Below are 18,678 nucleotides of genomic sequence, written 5' to 3'. Positions count from 1 at the left end.
TAACCATTAAAAGAACAAGCCTTATGAATCACTGGATTCATAAGGCTTTTTTGTGTCAGCATCAGGTTAGGAGATCGTTATGCAACATTTTGTGAATCTAAATGATTTATCAACAACAACCATTATGTCACTCATCAAGACAAGCTTAGCTTATAAAACAGGGCAAAAACAAGTGCCACAACAGAAGCGCATGGTGGCTAATTTGTTTTTTGAGAACTCAACACGAACGGCTAGTAGTTTTCAAATGGCTGAAGCAAAAATGGGTTGGCAAAATATTTATGTTAATCCACAAACTAGTTCTACTCAAAAAGGGGAGACACTAAGCGACACGTTAAAAACACTTGGTGCCATTGGTGTACAAGTTGTGGTCCTTCGTCATAGTCAAAATAACTGGTATGCACCATTAATTGCCGAACAATCAGAACTAATGCCCCAGTTAGTGAATGCTGGGGATGGTAGTGGACAGCATCCATCACAAAGTTTACTAGATTTAATGACAATCTATGAACAATTTGGTCATTTTAAAGATTTAAAGATACGCATTGTCGGCGACTTGTCTCATTCACGAGTAGCACGTTCAAATGCTGAAATCCTTCATCGCCTTGGCGCAAAAATTAGTTTTGCGGGACCTAAAACATGGTATCCAACCGACTTTAATCAATTTGGTTCTTATCAGCCAGTTGATCAGGAACTGGAACAGTTAGATGTTCTGATGTTATTACGCGTACAACATGAACGATTGACGACAGGCGATACGCAACATTTTTCAACAAAGGATTACCATCAACAATTTGGGCTCACGCATGCACGCTATGCTAAGTTAAAAAAGACAGCGATTGTGATGCATCCAGCACCAGTTAATCGTGGTGTAGAAATTACCGATGAGTTGGTTGAAGCAAAGAAATCACGCATTTTTACACAAATGGCCAATGGTGTATATGCCCGAATGGCACTCTTAACAGCATTAATTGAGGAGAAATAACATGGGGCGATTATTAATTAAAAATGCACAGCACTTAATTCATGATAATCAATTAGTGATGCAGGATATTTTGATTGTGGATGGCAAAATTAGCGACATGGCCGATAACATTGTGGCAGCAGCTGACCGAATCATTAATGCGAATGGCGCCTTTGTCTCACCAGGACTCGTTGATGTGCACGTGCATTTTCGTGAACCAGGGTTTGCTTACAAGGAGACAGTTGCAACAGGGACACGAGCTGCTGCCCGCGGGGGTTTTACAACTGTTTTGGCAATGCCTAACTTAGATCCAGTACCAGCAACACCTGCAGCGTTTAATCAAGTTAAGGCAAATAATGATGCGAATAGTCTGGTACATCTGTATCAATATGCGGCTATTTCAGCAGGATTAACAGCAGCTGAAGTGAGTGATATGACAGCGTTAACTGAAGCGGGTGCCGTTGCTTTTACCAATGATGGTAAAGGGGTGCAGACAGCAGCAACAATGTTAGCCGCTATGAAAGCAGCCGTAAAAGTGCACCGACCATTAGTTGCTCACGTAGAAGATGAATCACTAGTTAATGGGGGTGTAATGAATTTAGGTCAACGGTCAGCTGAATTAGGCTTACCGGGCATCGACCCATTAGCAGAATCAGCGCAACTAGCGCGCGATTTAGTCTTGGCACAGGCAACAGGGGTGCATTATCATGTGGCTCATATTTCAACGAAAACGTCTGTTGAGCTTGTTCGCTTTGCAAAATCACAAGGGGTTCATGTGACGGCTGAGGTATCACCACATCATTTATTGTTAGACGAAACCCATATTACGGGTGATGATGCTTATTTTAAGATGAATCCACCTCTGCGAACACCTCATGATCGCATGGCACTGATTGCTGGGTTGTTAGACGGCACGATTGATATGATTGCAACAGATCATGCCCCCCACAGTATTGCCGAAAAACAACGTTCATTCATTGGTGCAGCGTTTGGCATTACTGGTATTGAGACAAGTTTTCAACTGATGTACACGCATTTGGTCAAATCGGGCATTGCAACACTTGAGCAGTTAATGAATTGGATGATTATTCAACCAAGTCAAGCCTTTCATTTACCTAATCCCCAACAACTTGTGGTCGGTGCACCAGCAGATTTGGCATTGTTCGACTTAACAACCGCCCACACAATTACTGCTGATGAATTTGCTTCAAAGGGCGTGAACACACCGTTTATTGGCGCAACTGTTTATGGGCAAACGATGTTGACTGTGGTTGACGGTACGATTGTTTATGAAGCATAGGAGGAAGTTATGCAACGCTATCTTGTTTTAGAAAATGGCTCAGTTTATACCGGTGAAAGTTTTGGTTCAGACAAGGCTGTGACAGGTGAAATTGTTTTTAATACGGGGATGACTGGTTATCAAGAATCATTGACCGATATTTCTTATTTTGGTCAAATTTTAATGTTTACATACCCATTGATTGGTAACTATGGCATCAATCGTGATGATTATGAATCACTAAAGCCAACCGCAACAGCGATTGTTGCCCATGAAATTGCTCGGCGACCATCAAACTGGCGTCAACAAATGTCAATTGCTGAATGGGCAGAAAAAATGGATTTACCAGGAATTACGAATATCGATACGCGTGCGTTAACTAAGGAAATTCGTGAACATGGGGTGATGAAAGCAGCAATTGTTGATGAAATAACGACAGAGACAGTCGCCCAGTTACAGGATATTCAACCAGTGACGAACGAAGTTGCAAGAATGACAACGAAGACAACCTATGTTAATCCAACAGAAGGGTTATCAATTGCCTTAATTGATTTTGGCTTAAAAAATTCAATCCTACGTTCACTTGCGAAACGCGGTGTCAATGTCATGGTGTTCCCAGCAGATGTTGACGCACAAACGATTTTAGACATGGCACCAGATGGTGTTTTGTTATCAAATGGTCCTGGCAATCCAGAATCGGTGGCTCATATTTTGCCTGTTATTCGTGAATTAGAAATGCAATTGCCTTTAATGGGTATTTGCTTAGGTCATCAATTATTTGCCCTCGCAAATGGCGCTGAAACGTATAAATTGAAGTTTGGCCATCGTGGCTTTAATCATGCTGTTCGAAACCTCGTGAAAGATCAAATTGATTTTACGTCACAAAATCATGGTTATGCTGTATCGGCAGAATCAATTATTGGGACAGATTTAGAGATAACGCATGAGGAAATTAATGATCATACGGTTGAAGGACTGCGCTTGAAGCATTTACCGGCCTTTTCAGTGCAATTCCATCCGGATGCAGCACCTGGTCCCCATGACGCTGAATACTTATTTGATGATTTTCTCGCAATGGTCGTTGCTAACAAGAAAGGACAAAAACAACATGCCTAGACGAACAGATATTCATAAAATTTTGGTGATTGGTTCAGGGCCAATTGTTATTGGTCAGGCTGCTGAATTTGATTATTCGGGGACTCAGGCCGCAATGTCCTTAAAAGAAGAGGGTTATGAAGTTGTCTTAGTGAACTCAAATCCAGCAACCATTATGACGGATAGTGAAATTGCTGATGAAGTCTATATTGAACCTTTGTCATTAGAATTTTTATCACGAATTCTGCGTAAAGAACGACCAGATGCTATTTTACCAACCTTGGGTGGCCAAACTGGTTTAAACCTGGCAAAGGAATTAGCCGAAGTAGGTATCTTAGATGAACTTGGTATTATTTTGTTAGGCACGAAATTATCGGCAATTGAAGAGGCTGAAGATCGCGAAGCATTTAAAAATTTGATGACGCGTTTGGATGAACCAGTGCCAGAATCAATGATTGCCGTTACTGTTGAACAGGCATTATCATTTGCTGAAACGAATGGTTATCCTGTGATTGTACGTCCAGCATACACATTAGGTGGTACGGGTGGTGGTATTGCCAATGATGAAGCTGAATTAAAAGCGATTACAACTAATGGTCTTGAATTGTCTCCTGTAACACAAGTGTTGATTGAGCAATCCATCGCTGGTTATAAAGAAATTGAATTTGAAGTTATGCGTGATGCTGCGGATAATGCCTTGATTGTGGCATCAATGGAAAATTTTGATCCTGTCGGTATTCATACAGGGGATTCGATTGTTGTTGCGCCTGTTCAAACGTTGTCTGATCGCGAATTACAAATGATGCGTGATGCTGCTTTGAAAATTATCCGTGCTTTAAAGATTGAAGGTGGCGTCAACATTCAAATGGCACTTGATCCGGATTCATTCAATTATGACATTATTGAAGTCAATCCTCGTGTATCACGGTCATCAGCACTGGCATCAAAGGCAACAGGTTATCCAATTGCTAAAATGGCTGCTAAGATTGCAGTGGGCTTGACATTAGACGAAATTATTAATCCAGTGACAGGGACAACTAAAGCAGCTTTTGAACCGGCGTTAGATTATGTTGTTGTCAAAATACCACGTTGGCCATTTGATAAATTTGCAACAGCAGATCGTCGCCTTGGTACACAAATGAAGGCAACAGGCGAAGTAATGGCCATCGGACGAAACATTGAGGAAGCGATGAATAAAGCGATCCGTTCGTTAGAAATTGGGGCGATTGGTTTACGTGATATTCATTTTGCTGACATACCAACTGAAAAATTGTTTGCTGATTTAATGCCAGCTCGTGATGATCGTTTGTTCATGATTGGTGAGTTGCTACGTCGTGGTGTTTCAGTAGATGAGATTCATGATCGGACTAAGATAGATTATTTCTTCTTGGATAAAGTATTACACCTGATTGAGATTGAACAAGCATTAGCACAACATGTGGGCGATGAACAAGTACTACAATTGGCAAAGCAAAATGGTTTTGCTGATCAAACCATTGCTGATATTTGGCACTGGACCACGGAACAAGTGGTCTCACGACGAATAGCAGCCGCTATTCAGCCTGTTTATAAGATGGTTGATACGGTTGCAGCTGAATTTGCTTCACAAACACCGTACTATTATGCAACTTATGAAACTGAGAATGAGTCGGTTGTTTCCAATAAACAAAGTATTTTGGTACTTGGTTCAGGACCAATTCGGATTGGGCAAGGTGTTGAATTTGACTATGCGACAGTGCATGCAGTGAAAGCCATTCAAGCTGCTGGTTATGAAGCAATTATTATGAATTCTAATCCGGAAACAGTTTCTACTGACTTTTCAGTATCTGACAAATTATATTTTGAACCATTAACTTTGGAAGATGTGCTGAATGTGATTCACTTAGAACAACCTCTTGGTGTTGTTGTCCAATTTGGTGGTCAAACAGCGATTAATTTAGCTGAACCATTGGCCAAAGCAGGTGTCAATATTTTAGGTACGAGCGTTACAAATTTGAATCGTGCAGAGGACCGTGAGGAATTTGATCAAGTCATTAAACAACTCACGCTTGCTCAACCTGTTGGTCAAACAGCAACGACGATTGCAGGGGCGTTACAAGCCGCAACAGAGATTGGTTATCCAGTTTTAGTTAGACCATCTTATGTGCTTGGTGGTCGCGCGATGGAAATCGTCAACAATGCCGATGAATTGCAGGATTATATGGGTCGTGCAGTGCAAGTTTCCCACGACCATCCAGTACTGATTGATTCGTATTTGGTAGGGTCTGAAGCAGAGGTCGATGTCTTGTCAGATGGTAAGACAGTCGTCATACCAGGAATTATGGAACATATTGAACGGGCTGGTGTGCATTCTGGTGATTCCATGTCTGTTTATCCAAGTCAGACGTTATCTGACAAAGTGAAACAAGAAATTATCGCAGCATCTATTGCCCTAGCGCAGAGTCTCAACACGATTGGATTAATGAATGTGCAGTTCGTTATTCATGAAGATACAGCTTATGTGATTGAAGTTAATCCACGTGCTTCACGAACAGTGCCTTTCATTTCAAAAGTGACACATTTGCAATTAGCACAATTAGCAACACGGGTGATGTTGGGTGAAAAACTAACCACAATGGGCTTTGAAACAGGTCTTGTTCCTGAGCCGAAGATGGTGTACGTGAAATCACCAATCTTTTCGTTTACAAAATTGCCCGCAGTGGACTCACTCTTAGGTCCAGAAATGAAATCAACGGGTGAAGTGATGGGTTCGGATAAGACTTTTGAAAAAGCTTTGTATAAGGCCTTTGTTGCTTCAAATATTAAAATCCCACATGCAGGAAATGTGCTATTTACGATTGCAGATGAAGATAAAGTTGAAGCACTGGCCTTAGCAAAACGTTTCAATGAATTGGGTTTCCAATTATTTGCGACAGCGGGGACGGGAAAATACTTTATGCAGCATGGACTACATGTGCAAGTGCTAGATAAAATCAGCGAGACTGATCACAATGCCGTTACTGCATTAAGCCAAGGCATGTTGCAACTCGTTGTTAATTCGACCCATCAAGATGTGGTTACAGTCAACGATAGTCGTTTGATTCGTAATGCTGCGATTGAAAATGCTGTGCCATTGTTTACAGCATTTGATACAGTGAAGGCATTGTTAAGCGTGTTGGAATCACAGGCATTTACAATTACCCCTGCATAGAATAGTAAAAAATTTTGTTGTCCCAATTTTATAGTGCTTATATAAGGAGATTTAACTGATGAATGACGAACGATACGCAGTGACATTACCAGGTTTGACGCTTAAAAATCCATTTATGCCAGCATCAGGTTCATTTTATTACGGATTGGACCATTTGGATGATTTTGATTTAAATGAACTAGGTGCATTGGTTCTAAAAACAACGACTGTTAAGCCTCGAAAAGGTAATCCACAACCTTGGATTATCAATACTAAAGCTGGTGTGTTGAATTCAGTTGGTTTAGCTAATCCAGGTATTGAAAAAGTCGTTTCAGACTTTATACCAGCATTAACAGATAAACTACCAGATCTACCCAAAATGCTATCGATTTCTGGTGCAACTGTTGGTGAATTTGTGCAGTTAGCAGAAACGATTGATGAATTACCAGCCATTCATGCGATCGAGTTAAATTTGTCATGTCCAAATGTTGATGAGGGTGGTCGTGCTTTTGGTGTGACTGAGGCAGGTGTTGTATCAGTGATTGCGGCAGTAAGATCAGTTACTGACAAAGCCATTTACGCAAAGTTATCACCGAATGTAACTGATATTAAGCCGCTAGCATTAGCGGCTGAAAAGGCGGGTGCTGATGGATTAACGATGATCAATACTTTGGTTGGCATGAGTTTGGATTTAACGACACGTTCAGCACGTTTATATCGTGGTAAAGGTGGCTTATCAGGAACGGCAATCCATCCTCTTGCCGTTGCATTAATTTGGGAAGCTGCTTCGGTTGTCAATATTCCAATTATCGGGGTTGGTGGTGTCTTAACCATTGATGATGCGCTTGAATTAATGTTAGCGGGTGCATCAGCTGTTCAAGTTGGTATTGGTAACAAAACTGACCCACAGTTCTTACAAAAATTAATCCAAGCGCTACCAGACGCACTTGACAAGTATCATTTTGATAAGGTCAGTGATGTCACAGGAGCATTACGCAAATTGCCAACTAGTGAATCTGAATAGACACAATTAAGTGAGGGATAGGTATGAATGATCAAGAACCAATCTTTATTGCATTAGATTTTCCAGATGCTAAAGTTGCCTGGCGTTTTTTGAAGTCATTTCCAAAAAAACAACCGTTAGCATTGAAAGTCGGCATGGAATTATTTTATCGGGAAGGGCCACGATTCGTTTTGGATTTAAAAGAACAAGGCTACACGGTTTTTCTTGATTTAAAATTGTACGATATTCCACATACTGTTGGTCAAGCAACCAAAAATTTGGCGCAACTTGGCATTGATTATTTAACATTACATGCAGCTGGTGGTGAACGCATGTTAGCAGCGGCTAAAGAAGCGACGTTATTGACGCATAGTCATGTGAAGCTATTGGCAATTACACAATTAACGTCATTTACAGCAGCTGAATTACAAAAGACGCAACAGTTAGCAGTGTCTTTGAATGATTCAGTGATTCATTTGGCAAAATTAGCTGCGAAATCGGGTATGGCAGGTGTGATTTCATCAGCCTATGAAAGTGAAGCCATTCATTTAGCAACGGATGAGACATTTCTGTCAATTACACCAGGTATTCGACTATTAGGAGATGATAAAGGTGATCAAAGTCGTGTGATGACACCAGCACAAGCACGCCACCGTGGGGCCAATGGCATTGTTGTTGGTCGTTCGATTACTCAAGCAGTGAATCCAGTTAATACTTATCAACAGGTTATGAAAGAATTTTATGAGGGATAAAACATGGTAAATTATCAAAATGACGTCGCGGCTGCATTGTTAGAGGTTGGAGCAGTAAAATTACAACCTAACGATCCGTTTACTTGGGCATCTGGTATAAAAAGTCCAATTTACACTGATAATCGCAAAACAATTTCATTTCCAAAAGCACGTCGTATCATTATTGCTGGTCTAGTGGCATTGATCAAAAAAAATTATCCGGACGTTGCTGTTATTGGCGGCGTTGCGACAGCTGGCATCCCACATGCGGCGTGGGTCGCTGAGGCATTAGCGTTACCAATGATTTATGTTCGCTCAAAGCCTAAAGATCATGGGACAGGTAAACAAATTGAGGGTTCGTTGACTGCTGGGCAAAAAGTTGTGCTTATCGATGACTTAATTTCAACAGGTGGCTCAGTATTAGGTGCGGTTGAAGCAACACGTGTCGCAGGTGGTGATGTCCTCGGTGTTGTTTCTATTTTTTCTTATGAATTGCCAGTAGCAGCAAAGAATTTTGCAGCAGCTCAAACAACATTTTCATCATTGACCAATTTTTCTAGTTTACTGCAAGTTGCACAACAACAAGGTAAAATTACGCCTGCTGAATTAAAGTTGATTAGAAAATGGCACCAAACTCTGGTATAACACGTGCTATCTTGATGAGTTTGTATCCATTTTCAGCACATAAAATGTTATGATAGGAAACATGAATGAAAAGATAAATTATGAACAACTTAATGGACTTGATTTGGCCTACTATGGGGATGCTGTCTATGAAGTTTATATTCGACAACACCTATTAGCAAAAGGTATTACAAAGCCTGCCAAGTTACAACGTGAATCAAAGAAATATGTTTCAGCCAAGGCACATGCCGCATTATATGCGTTAATTGAAGCAGAAGGGATTTATACTGAGACAGAATATCAGTATTTTAAACGTGGCCGTAATGCAAATTCGCATACCAAGGCCAAAAATACGGATGTGGTGACTTATCGTATTTCAACCGGTTTTGAAGCCGTGATTGGTTATCTTGGTGCAAGTGAACAAACAGCACGTTTGGAAGAACTTATTGCATGGATTTATGAACAAGTAGAAAGTGGGCGAACAGTTAATCATGGGACAACGAAATAATAGGCAACAAACAAATCACCGACCAAAGCACCAACGTGATAGTCAATCACATGAACAACAAGATGATGATCAAGTTGAATTTGTGTATGGTCATCATGCCGCTGTGGAAGCTTTAAAAGGTCGAACTGAGATTAATAAAGTTTGGTTGCAAAATGGTTTAGCTGATAAGGTTCGTCATGAAATCACAACGTTAGCGAAGAAAAAAGGATTAGTTATTCAAGAAACACCCAAAGCAAAACTTGATGAATTAACGAATGGTGAAAATCATCAAGGGGTTGTGTTATCAATTGCAGCATATGCATATGCAACGATTGATGATTTATTTGCGAAAGCTGCTGAAAAAGATGAAGCACCTTTTTTCTTAGTCCTTGATTCTATTGAAGATCCACACAACTTAGGTTCAATCATGCGAACGGCAGATGCTGCTGGTGTTCATGGTATCATTATTCCAAAACGGCGAGCTGTACAATTAACCTCAGTCGTTGCTAAAACGTCAACTGGCGCAATTGAGCACGTACCAGTCGCTCGTGTGACGAATTTAGTACAAACTGTTGCGCAATTAAAAGAGCGTGGTGTTTGGATTTTTGGTACTGATATGGATGGACAAGATTACCGTCGTTGGAATGCTCAAGGCGCAACAGCACTGATTATTGGTAATGAAGGCAAGGGTATTTCAACACTATTAAAGAAGTCTGTTGATGAAACCTTAACGATTCCGATGATTGGACATGTACAAAGTTTGAATGCTTCTGTTGCAGCTAGTTTGCTTATTTATCAAGGTTATAATAGTCGCCACCCATTGTCATAATTGCGTATGTTAAGACAGCATATTGGTTAGTTAACTAGCCTATTTGTTACAAATAAACATGGCAAAACAATGATTTGTTAGTATCCTTTTCTTACACTAATAAGGAAGGTGAACCATGTGCGTAAAAATCGAGCAAGTTTAATTCCATTAGCCCAAGCAGGTGATGACATCGCATTTCAAACGATTTTATGTGAATTTGAGGGATTGATTTGGAAGACTTATCAACAACAACGGTCACGACAACAGCCACTTGACTGGCGTCATGAATGTGGTGTTGTCCTTCATAAGACCTTACGTCTGTTACATAACCAAACATGGGCCGCATTGACATTGTATTACAAACAAGCGCTTCAAACGCATATCGTGCAATTATGGCGGTGTGAGTATCGGGTGTTAGATTTTCAAATTCCTGTGATGACTGATGACGTGTTGCCATATGTTGATCAACAAGCATGTGAACAATTTGTAACGAAGCAACAAGGATTGGCTAGTTTTATTTTAGAATGGTATGTCACGTTACCTGCTAAGGAACGTGAATTAGTGTTATTATTAGTACGTGGTTATGGTATGACAGAAGCGGCTCGACGAATCAAACGATCACGTTCTTGGTGTTATGGTATTCGTCGTAAATGGCAACAACTGTATGCATTAGAAATGAAAAATAACTAGTCGTTTCATCATAAAAGTGATACACTTTAAGTTACGAAAATAGAAATTAGGAAGAGCGGTGGCGCCAGATGGCAGTAAAGAAAGTCGCTTTAGCATGTAGTGTTTGTGGTTCACGAAATTATATGGTCGTTAAAAAGCCAACGCGCGTTGAACGACTACAGGTAAAAAAGTTTTGTAAGTATTGCGGTAATCACACGTTACATCGTGAAACAATGTAGGATAGCTAACAGAGGGTTACAGATGAAGTTTATAAAAAGTGTTATTAAAGAAATGCATACCGTTACTTGGCCAACATTTCGCGAAAATGTTCATAATACAACCATTGTTGTGGTTACCGGTCTAGCCTTTGCCTTGATATTTGGTGCAGCTGATTGGATATTCGAACAAGGGATTACTTGGTTGTCTAAGTAATGAAAATGCGCTATACTAAAGCTATTAATTGACAAGTAAAGCCCTCACTGATGAGGGTTTTTAATTTACAAAAATTTAGGTCAAACAGTCTGAGGAGGCAATCATGGCAACTGAGTCATTCGATAAGCAATGGTACGTTTTGCACACATATGCAGGATACGAGAATCGTGTGAAATCAAATTTGGAATCACGTATTGAAACAATGGGTATGACGGATTATATCTTCCGTGTCTTGGTACCAGAACAAGAAGTCGAAGTTGAAAAAGATGGCGAGACGAAGATCGTTAAAGAAAATGATTTTCCGGGTTATGCTTTAGTTGAAATGATTATGACCGATGAAGCTTGGTATGTTGTTCGTAATACACCAGGTGTGACTGGCTTTTTGGGATCTCACGGTGGTGGTTCAAAACCAGTGCCTTTGTTGCCAGAAGAAGTTGATGATATGTTAGCTCGTATGAATTTGGTTGAACGTAAGGTTGAACATTTGGATGTGACGATTGGTGATTCAGTTGATGTTATTTCAGGTAGCTTTGCCGGTCAAGAAGGCGAAGTCACAGCGATTGATGATGAACATCAAGAAGTTACTGTCTTAATGAACATGTTTGGTCGTGATACACCAACCCAGATTTCATTTAACGATATCAAGCCAGTGAAATAAAAATAAATGATGAAACTTGAACACTTAGCTTGCCAAGGGCTAGGTGTTTTGTTATTATAATACAGTATGTGTCATCATCAGATGCATATGTGGGAGGCGTAAATCGAAACGCGCCATTTACACCACAAACACGAAGGAGGAAACAATCGTGGCTAAGAAAGTTTCAAGTATTGTTAAGTTGCAGATTCCAGCCGGTAAGGCAACACCTGCACCTCCAGTTGGACCTGCTTTGGGTCAAGCTGGTGTTAACATCATGGGATTCGCAAAGGAGTTTAATGCTCGTACCGCTGATCAAGGTGGTTTGCTAATTCCTGTAGTTATTACTGTGTATGAAGATCGTTCATTCGAGTTCGTTACTAAGACGCCACCAGCAGCTGTTCTTTTGAAGAAGGCCGCTGGTGTTGAAAAGGGTTCTGGTGAGCCTAACACGAAGAAGGTCGCTACAGTTACTGCAGCACAAGTACGTGAGATTGCAGAAACTAAGATGCAAGATCTAAACGCAGCTGACGTAGACGCAGCTGTTCGCATGATTGAAGGTACTGCTCGTTCAATGGGCTTCACTGTTGAAGGCTAATTTAACAAGTAACGTACGGATCGCATAGGAAACTAAGCAAGATCAAGCGGGAGGTCAGTGACCATTTGACCGCATTTGCAAGGAGGAATAGCTACCATGGCTAAGTATGGTAAGAATTATTTAGCAGCTGCTGAAAAAGTTGACAGTGCTAAGTTATACACTGTTGAAGAAGCTGCTGCATTGGTGAAGAAAATTGACTTTGCCAAGTTTGATGCAACTGTTGAAATTGCATTTAATCTAAACGTTGATACGCGTCAAGCTGATCAACAATTACGTGGTGCCGTTGTTTTGCCTAACGGTACTGGTAAGGACCAAACTGTTGTGGTCTTTGCACAAGGTGATAAGGCGAAAGAAGCTGAAGAAGCAGGTGCTGATGTTGTTGGTGCCGCTGACTTAGTACAACGTATCCAGGGTGGCTGGTTAGACTTTGATGTTGCTGTTGCAACACCAGATATGATGGCACAAGTTGGACGTGTTGGACGTGTCTTGGGACCTAAGGGCTTGATGCCTAACCCTAAGACGGGTACTGTAACGTTTGACGTTGCAAAAGCCGTTTCAGAAGCAAAGTCAGGTAAGGTTACTTACCGTACTGACCGTGACGGAAACGTTGCTGTCCCAGTTGGTAAAGTATCATTTGATGCTGACAAGTTAGCAGGAAACATCAAGGCATTGTCTAATGTTATCTTGCGTTCACGTCCAGCCGCTGTTAAGGGAACATACGTACAACACGTATCAATTGCTTCAACATTTGGTCCTGCTGTGAACATCGATGTTGCCTCACTATAATTAGTTCATTCTAAAATAGTGTGCGTTAATATTGACACTTTCTCGACTACCTGATAAAGTAGTTTGAGTAATAAAACGATTCTACCTAAGACGCAGGTGTCGCAAGACTTAATATCCCGCCGAGGAAGTGAAAAACGCGTAAGCGACTTTTGACCCCCGGTGCCGCATGTACTAGGGGTCTTTTGGTGAGAATCAAAATCTAAACAGGAGGAACATTACACCATGAGTGAAGCAACCATTGCTATTAAAGCACAACAAGTTTCTGAAGTTGCTGACAAGTTCAAGAACGCAACGTCTGCCCTAGTTGCTGACGTTCGTGGCTTGACTGTTGAGGAATCAAACAAGTTACGTGCTGAATTACGTGGAGAAGGTGTTGAGCTACGTGTTATCAAGAACAAAGTCTTGGTTCGCGCTGCTGAAGCTGCTGATTTGAGTGAGTTGAACGACCTATTTGCTGGTCCTTCAGCAATCGCCTTTTCAAATGACGATGCAATCGCACCTGCACGCGTATTGAAGAAATATGCTGATGATATCGACGCCTTGGAAATCAAGGGTGGATTCATCGATGGTAATATCGTGTCTATTGATGAAATCAATAAATATGCGTCATTACCAGATCGCGACGGTTTGCTATCAATGTTGTTGTCAACATTGCAAGCACCTGTTCGCAACTTTGCCTATGCAGTTAAGGCTGTATCTGATGCAAAGGAAGAAGCTGAAGCCTAAGCGTCTTGCTTAGATTCGCATCTTAACTTCGGGCATTTGCCCACAAATTAATTGCAAATAACGCAAATATAAAGAGGAGATTATTTATCATGGCATTTGATAAGGATTCAATCATTGCTTCATTGAAGGAAGCTACGATCATGGACTTGGCTGACTTGGTTTCAGCTATTGAAGAAGAGTTTGGTGTTTCAGCCGCTGCTCCTGTTGCAGCAGCTGGTGCAGCTGGTGGTGACGCCGCTGCTAAGACTGAATTCGACGTTGAGTTGACTTCAGCAGGTACTGCTAAGGTTAAGGTTATCAAGGCAGTTCGTGAAGCAACTGGCTTGGGCTTGAAGGACGCTAAGGGTCTTGTTGACGATGCACCTTCAGTTATCAAGGAAGGTCTTTCAGAAGACGATGCTAACGAATTGAAGGCAAAGCTTGAAGAAGCTGGTGCCGTTGTAACTGTAAAGTAATTCAGTTCATTAGACAATAGTCAGAAATGACACAAAAAGCGACTTGTGTATGCAAGTCGCTTTTTTGTGTCATTTTGATTTTGCATTAATTAAGTTAGCAAGAATGAAAGCTGTCAATTACAAAATATCATTAAAAAAACTTTTGTCACATATGTTAATCGTGAGCGATTTCGCTAGGTATTGTTATTGTATGACGAGAGATAGTCGTGTTTAGCATGCCGATACGAGTTATTTAGGAAATAACGTTTTTTTGTTAAATAGTTTAGATAATTAATTAACATGATTGACTAAAACTTGTCGTATACTGTTATTTATGAATAATAAAAAACAAAGCGAGCAACGTTCACGTCAGAAGAACACAAAAACTAAAAAAATAAAACGATTATTATTAATTATTGTTACTATCTTACTAATAAGTATGATGGTCATTATTGGGGCATATCATAAGCAAATTATCAAAACCATTTCACCCACGATCAACCAAGCGAATCATGAAAAAAATTTAACGGCAGCTTGGCAAGAAACACTCAATGAAAGTGGGACAAATGTTGACATTGCGGTTTATGATGAACAGAATAAAAAATTGATCACAACACGGCAAAGTGATCGCAAAACTTTTCCAACTGCCAGTATTATCAAAGTTTCGGTATTAGGTAATTTATTAAGCCAACATGAAACAGAGGGGACACCCCTGTCAGATGATGAACAAGATCAAGCATCTCTAATGATTGAACAAAGTGATAACGATGCCACTACAAGTTTGTTGTATCAAATGGGCGGGTATGATGCACCAGATACGTTATTTGATCAATTAGGTATGAACCATTCAAAAATGAATGTTGAAGCGTGGGGTAGTTCAACAACGACAGCTACTGACCAAGTGACCTTATTACGGAATATTTTTTATGATAGTCAAATCTTTTCGCCAGATTCACAAAAATATGCCCGTAAATTAATGCGCCATGTTGAATCGGACCAACGATGGGGTATTTCAGCAGGTGTACCAAAGAATGCTCAAATTGCCTTAAAAAACGGCTGGTTACCTGATGACGATGATGATTGGATCGTTAATAGTATTGGTCATGTGAAAAATGATCATGCAAATTATGTTATTGCAGTGTTGACGAATGGGTCAGATACTGAAGATGATGGGATTGATTTGATTGAAAAATTATCAAAGCAGACATATCACGAATTAGCAGAATGATGCTTAAATTTTTAACGATGCAAAGCCACTAGATGTTGAAAAAATCTAGTGGTTTTTTATTTTGCTTTTATAAAATAAGTCAGTCGTAAAAGTTTTCTTTACATAATTGATATCAGTTTACAGTTATTTTTCATTTAAGAAAATATATTGATTAGTTTCATGAAATTTATTATGATAAATAAGTTGTTTTGAGAAAACAAAATATTTCAATCAACAAAAATATTTTATGAAATAGGAGACATATTTATGCTGCAAATCAACGACTTGACAGTCGCCTACAGCAATGTGCCTGTCTTTAAAGATTTATCTGTTGCTTTTTCATCAGGTAAAATCACTGGAATTATTGGTCCAAATGGTGCCGGAAAGTCAACACTGATCAAAGGTGCTTTAGGATTAGTTCGCCGTTCGGGAAATGCGACATTAGATGGTGTTGCCATTAATCAGGTTCGTTCGAAGATTGCTTATGTTGAACAACGTGCCGCCTTAGACTTAACCTTTCCGATCAGCGTTTTTGAGGTAGTTCTAACAGGGACGTACGGTAAGTTAGGATTATTCAAAAGCCCTGGTCATCAGGAAAAAGCGTTAGCCAAAGAAGCATTGGCACAAGTGAATTTGTCAGAATTCATTAATCGCCAAATTGGTGAATTATCGGGTGGTCAATTACAACGTGTGTTCGTTGCACGTGCGATTGTGCAACAGGCAGATGTGGTTATTTTAGATGAACCTTTTGTCGGTATTGATATGAAATCTGAAGAGGAAATCATGAATGTTTTACGTGGTTGGCGAAATGAAGGGAAAACGATCATTGTTGTTCATCATGATTTGAATAAAGTAGCTGCTTACTTTGATGATTTACTCATAATGAACCATGGTATGATTGCTCACGGTCCGGTTGCAACGGTTTATACTCAGGAAAATGTGCAACAAGCATTTTCAGCTGATTTAAGTGCCGTGCTGTTTAACAAGATGGCAGGTGCTTAATATGGCAAGTTTCGTAGAATTTATACATGCTTTAGGACATTACAATTTCTTACAAAGTGCTTTGATGGCTGCTATTATGGTTGGCATCATGTCAGGTATTATTGGTAGTTTTATTATTTTACGCGGGATGTCATTAATGGGTGATGCTATTTCACATTCTGTTCTGCCTGGGGTGGCTGTTGCTTACATGTTAGGTATCAATTTATTGATCGGGGCAACAGTATTTGGTGTTATCGCAGCTTTATTAATTGGTTTTGTGGCTTCAAATAGTAAGTTAAAAAATGATACAGCAATTGGTATTGTCTTTTCAGCATTTTTTGCCCTAGGATTCATCTTGATTTCAATGGCTGAATCATCAACGAACTTACATCATATTTTATTTGGCAATGTGTTAGCTGTATCAGACTCAGATTTGATTTCAACAGTCATTGTCTTAACGATTGTTGTGCTCTTCGTTGTTGCGTTATTCAAAGAATTACAAATCACATCATTTGATGAAGTTTTTGCGAAGTCATATGGTTTGAATACGAGCGTTATTCATTATGGTTTAATGATTATTTTGACATTAGTAACTGTATCAGCCTTGCAAACCGTGGGGATTATTTTAATTGTGGCGATGTTGATTACGCCGGCAGCCACAGCTTTCTTGTGGACAAATCGTTTGGTGTATATGTTGTTTTTGTCTTCTACCATTGGCGCAGTGGCATCAATCGTTGGTTTGTATTTGTCATACACGATGAATTGGGCATCTGGTCCAGCAATCGTACTCGTGGCTGCAATTATTTTCTTGATTTCATTCGTTGTTGCCCCAAAGCAAGGGTTTATTGCCAAATTAGGAGTTAAATATGTTAAAGAAGATTAGTATTACCTTAGCTGCCCTTATTTTGATCGGTGGTAGTGTGATTTGGTTTGTTAAGAGTCGCGGTGAGCAATCAACGATAAAGGGTCAGCAACTACGTATCGTTACAACTAATTCAATCTTAGAAGATATGGTTGAGCAAGTAGGTGGTAAGGATGTGAAAGTTTATAGTATTGTAAAACGTGGTACGGATCCTCATGAATATGATCCAACGACTAACGATATTGCAGCTGCAACAGAAGCAGATGTATTGTTCCATAACGGATTGAACTTAGAAACTGGTGGTAGTGGTTGGTTTAATAAGCTGACAAAAACAGCAAATAAACGTGATGATAAGGAAGTTTTTGCTGCATCAAAGCACGTGAAACCAATGTATTTAACGGCAGCTGGTAAAGAAAAGGAAACTGATCCACACGCTTGGTTAGACTTAAGTAATGGTGTGAAATATGTCCAAATGATTAGTCATGTGCTACAGGAAAAGGATCCAAAACATGCTAAAACTTATCAAAAACGAACAAATGCTTATGTGAAGAAACTACGAACATTGCACCAGGAAGCACAAAATAAGTTCGCTGATATTCCGGCAAAGCAACGCTTGCTTGTGACATCAGAAGGAGCCTTTAAGTACTTTTCGAAGGCATACGGTATTACCCCAGCATTTATTTGGGAAATCAATACAGAAGCTCAAGGAACACCTGAACAAATGAAACAAGTACTGGCAAAAATTGCGCAATCAGATGTTAAATCATTGTTTGTTGAAAGTTCGGTATCACCAAAGTCGATGAAGCAAGTTTCAAAGGAAACAGGCTTACCAATTTATTCAAAAATTTATACAGATTCTTTGGCCAAGAAAGGGACGCAAGGAGACACATACTACAGCATGGTGAAGTGGAATATTGATAAAATTCACGATGGCATGTTAGCAAAATAATTTATTGAAAGCGTATTTACAAGATTGATCTTAGTAAATACGCTTTTTACTGTATATTTATCCGATATTTATGATATTTTGATGATTATTTTCCTAAAAAATTGCTATAATGGAAGTGGCGAAACATTCTTATTAAAACGCTTTCATTTAACGTTTTGGGTAACTATGTTTACAAAGAAGAAATTCAACGATACAATATATCATTGGAATTATAAATTTTATTTGTTTTGTAGGAATTTTATT

Annotated in this window: 21 protein-coding genes and 1 other annotated feature; all 21 genes read left to right on the top strand. The window is 39.7% G+C overall.

Features of this window, described 5'->3' with window-relative positions; all coding sequences use genetic code 11:
• Window positions 1-79: 79 nt before the first annotated feature.
• The 21 genes from AC3B5D_RS07005 (at window position 80) to AC3B5D_RS06905 (ending at window position 18,435) form a co-directional block, all read left to right on the top strand.
• On the top strand, window positions 80-982 hold the full coding sequence (locus tag AC3B5D_RS07005; RefSeq protein ID WP_489840739.1) for an aspartate carbamoyltransferase catalytic subunit: 903 nt from the start codon (window positions 80-82) through the stop codon (window positions 980-982).
• Window position 983: 1 nt separating this feature from the next.
• The gene (pyrC, locus tag AC3B5D_RS07000; RefSeq protein WP_489840740.1) at window positions 984-2,261 is read left to right on the top strand and encodes a dihydroorotase; all 1,278 of its coding nucleotides are present in this window, start codon (window positions 984-986) and stop codon (window positions 2,259-2,261) included.
• A gap of 9 nt (window positions 2,262-2,270) precedes the next feature.
• Window positions 2,271-3,356 (top strand): carbamoyl phosphate synthase small subunit, encoded by a 1,086-nt coding sequence (locus AC3B5D_RS06995; protein WP_489840741.1) that lies wholly within the window; start codon window positions 2,271-2,273, stop codon window positions 3,354-3,356.
• Entirely contained in the window at window positions 3,349-6,525 is a 3,177-nt protein-coding gene (gene carB, locus AC3B5D_RS06990; RefSeq protein WP_489840742.1) for a carbamoyl-phosphate synthase large subunit, read from the top strand. The genes AC3B5D_RS06995 and carB overlap by 8 nt, the downstream gene beginning before the upstream one ends.
• Before the next feature lie 58 nt (window positions 6,526-6,583).
• The gene (locus AC3B5D_RS06985; protein WP_489840743.1) at window positions 6,584-7,528 is read left to right on the top strand and encodes a dihydroorotate dehydrogenase; all 945 of its coding nucleotides are present in this window, start codon (window positions 6,584-6,586) and stop codon (window positions 7,526-7,528) included.
• Window positions 7,529-7,551: 23 nt separating this feature from the next.
• Window positions 7,552-8,259, top strand: a complete 708-nt coding sequence (gene pyrF, locus AC3B5D_RS06980) for an orotidine-5'-phosphate decarboxylase (protein ID WP_489840744.1) — start codon at window positions 7,552-7,554, stop codon at window positions 8,257-8,259.
• Window positions 8,260-8,262: 3 nt separating this feature from the next.
• Window positions 8,263-8,883 carry an orotate phosphoribosyltransferase gene (gene pyrE / locus AC3B5D_RS06975; protein ID WP_489840745.1) on the top strand — a complete coding sequence of 207 codons (621 nt, stop codon included), beginning with the start codon at window positions 8,263-8,265 and terminating at the stop codon, window positions 8,881-8,883.
• Between the two features lie 61 nt (window positions 8,884-8,944).
• On the top strand, window positions 8,945-9,370 hold the full coding sequence (locus tag AC3B5D_RS06970) for a Mini-ribonuclease 3 (RefSeq protein WP_489840746.1): 426 nt from the start codon (window positions 8,945-8,947) through the stop codon (window positions 9,368-9,370).
• Entirely contained in the window at window positions 9,354-10,178 is an 825-nt protein-coding gene (rlmB, locus tag AC3B5D_RS06965) for a 23S rRNA (guanosine(2251)-2'-O)-methyltransferase RlmB (protein ID WP_489840747.1), read from the top strand. The genes AC3B5D_RS06970 and rlmB overlap by 17 nt, the downstream gene beginning before the upstream one ends.
• A gap of 117 nt (window positions 10,179-10,295) precedes the next feature.
• The gene (locus AC3B5D_RS06960; RefSeq protein ID WP_489840748.1) at window positions 10,296-10,847 is read left to right on the top strand and encodes a hypothetical protein; all 552 of its coding nucleotides are present in this window, start codon (window positions 10,296-10,298) and stop codon (window positions 10,845-10,847) included.
• 68 nt (window positions 10,848-10,915) lie between these two features.
• Entirely contained in the window at window positions 10,916-11,065 is a 150-nt protein-coding gene (gene rpmG, locus AC3B5D_RS06955) for a 50S ribosomal protein L33 (protein ID WP_489840749.1), read from the top strand.
• A gap of 22 nt (window positions 11,066-11,087) precedes the next feature.
• Window positions 11,088-11,258, top strand: a complete 171-nt coding sequence (secE, locus tag AC3B5D_RS06950; RefSeq protein WP_489840750.1) for a preprotein translocase subunit SecE — start codon at window positions 11,088-11,090, stop codon at window positions 11,256-11,258.
• A 103-nt stretch (window positions 11,259-11,361) separates the two neighbouring features.
• Window positions 11,362-11,916, top strand: coding sequence for a transcription termination/antitermination protein NusG (gene nusG / locus AC3B5D_RS06945; protein WP_489840751.1), 555 nt, complete (start codon window positions 11,362-11,364; stop codon window positions 11,914-11,916).
• Between the two features lie 148 nt (window positions 11,917-12,064).
• On the top strand, window positions 12,065-12,490 hold the full coding sequence (rplK, locus tag AC3B5D_RS06940) for a 50S ribosomal protein L11 (RefSeq protein ID WP_002827926.1): 426 nt from the start codon (window positions 12,065-12,067) through the stop codon (window positions 12,488-12,490).
• A 96-nt stretch (window positions 12,491-12,586) separates the two neighbouring features.
• Window positions 12,587-13,276, top strand: coding sequence for a 50S ribosomal protein L1 (rplA, locus tag AC3B5D_RS06935; RefSeq protein WP_489840752.1), 690 nt, complete (start codon window positions 12,587-12,589; stop codon window positions 13,274-13,276).
• Between the two features lie 66 nt (window positions 13,277-13,342).
• Window positions 13,343-13,469: a sequence feature (ribosomal protein L10 leader region), on the top strand.
• A 29-nt stretch (window positions 13,470-13,498) separates the two neighbouring features.
• Window positions 13,499-14,002 carry a 50S ribosomal protein L10 gene (gene rplJ / locus AC3B5D_RS06930; protein WP_489840753.1) on the top strand — a complete coding sequence of 168 codons (504 nt, stop codon included), beginning with the start codon at window positions 13,499-13,501 and terminating at the stop codon, window positions 14,000-14,002.
• A gap of 89 nt (window positions 14,003-14,091) precedes the next feature.
• The gene (gene rplL, locus AC3B5D_RS06925) at window positions 14,092-14,457 is read left to right on the top strand and encodes a 50S ribosomal protein L7/L12 (RefSeq protein ID WP_489840754.1); all 366 of its coding nucleotides are present in this window, start codon (window positions 14,092-14,094) and stop codon (window positions 14,455-14,457) included.
• A gap of 313 nt (window positions 14,458-14,770) precedes the next feature.
• The gene (locus AC3B5D_RS06920) at window positions 14,771-15,664 is read left to right on the top strand and encodes a serine hydrolase (RefSeq protein ID WP_489840755.1); all 894 of its coding nucleotides are present in this window, start codon (window positions 14,771-14,773) and stop codon (window positions 15,662-15,664) included.
• A gap of 246 nt (window positions 15,665-15,910) precedes the next feature.
• Window positions 15,911-16,645 (top strand): metal ABC transporter ATP-binding protein, encoded by a 735-nt coding sequence (locus AC3B5D_RS06915; RefSeq protein ID WP_489840756.1) that lies wholly within the window; start codon window positions 15,911-15,913, stop codon window positions 16,643-16,645.
• Window position 16,646: 1 nt separating this feature from the next.
• A complete protein-coding gene (locus AC3B5D_RS06910; protein WP_489840757.1) occupies window positions 16,647-17,507 on the top strand; it encodes a metal ABC transporter permease in 861 nt (286 codons plus the stop codon).
• Entirely contained in the window at window positions 17,491-18,435 is a 945-nt protein-coding gene (locus tag AC3B5D_RS06905) for a metal ABC transporter solute-binding protein, Zn/Mn family (RefSeq protein WP_489840758.1), read from the top strand. The genes AC3B5D_RS06910 and AC3B5D_RS06905 overlap by 17 nt, the downstream gene beginning before the upstream one ends.
• Window positions 18,436-18,678 lie beyond the last annotated feature (243 nt).

Source organism: Weissella sp. ESL1177 (genome assembly GCF_058107185.1).
This window is presented reverse-complemented; position numbering and strand designations above follow the sequence as displayed.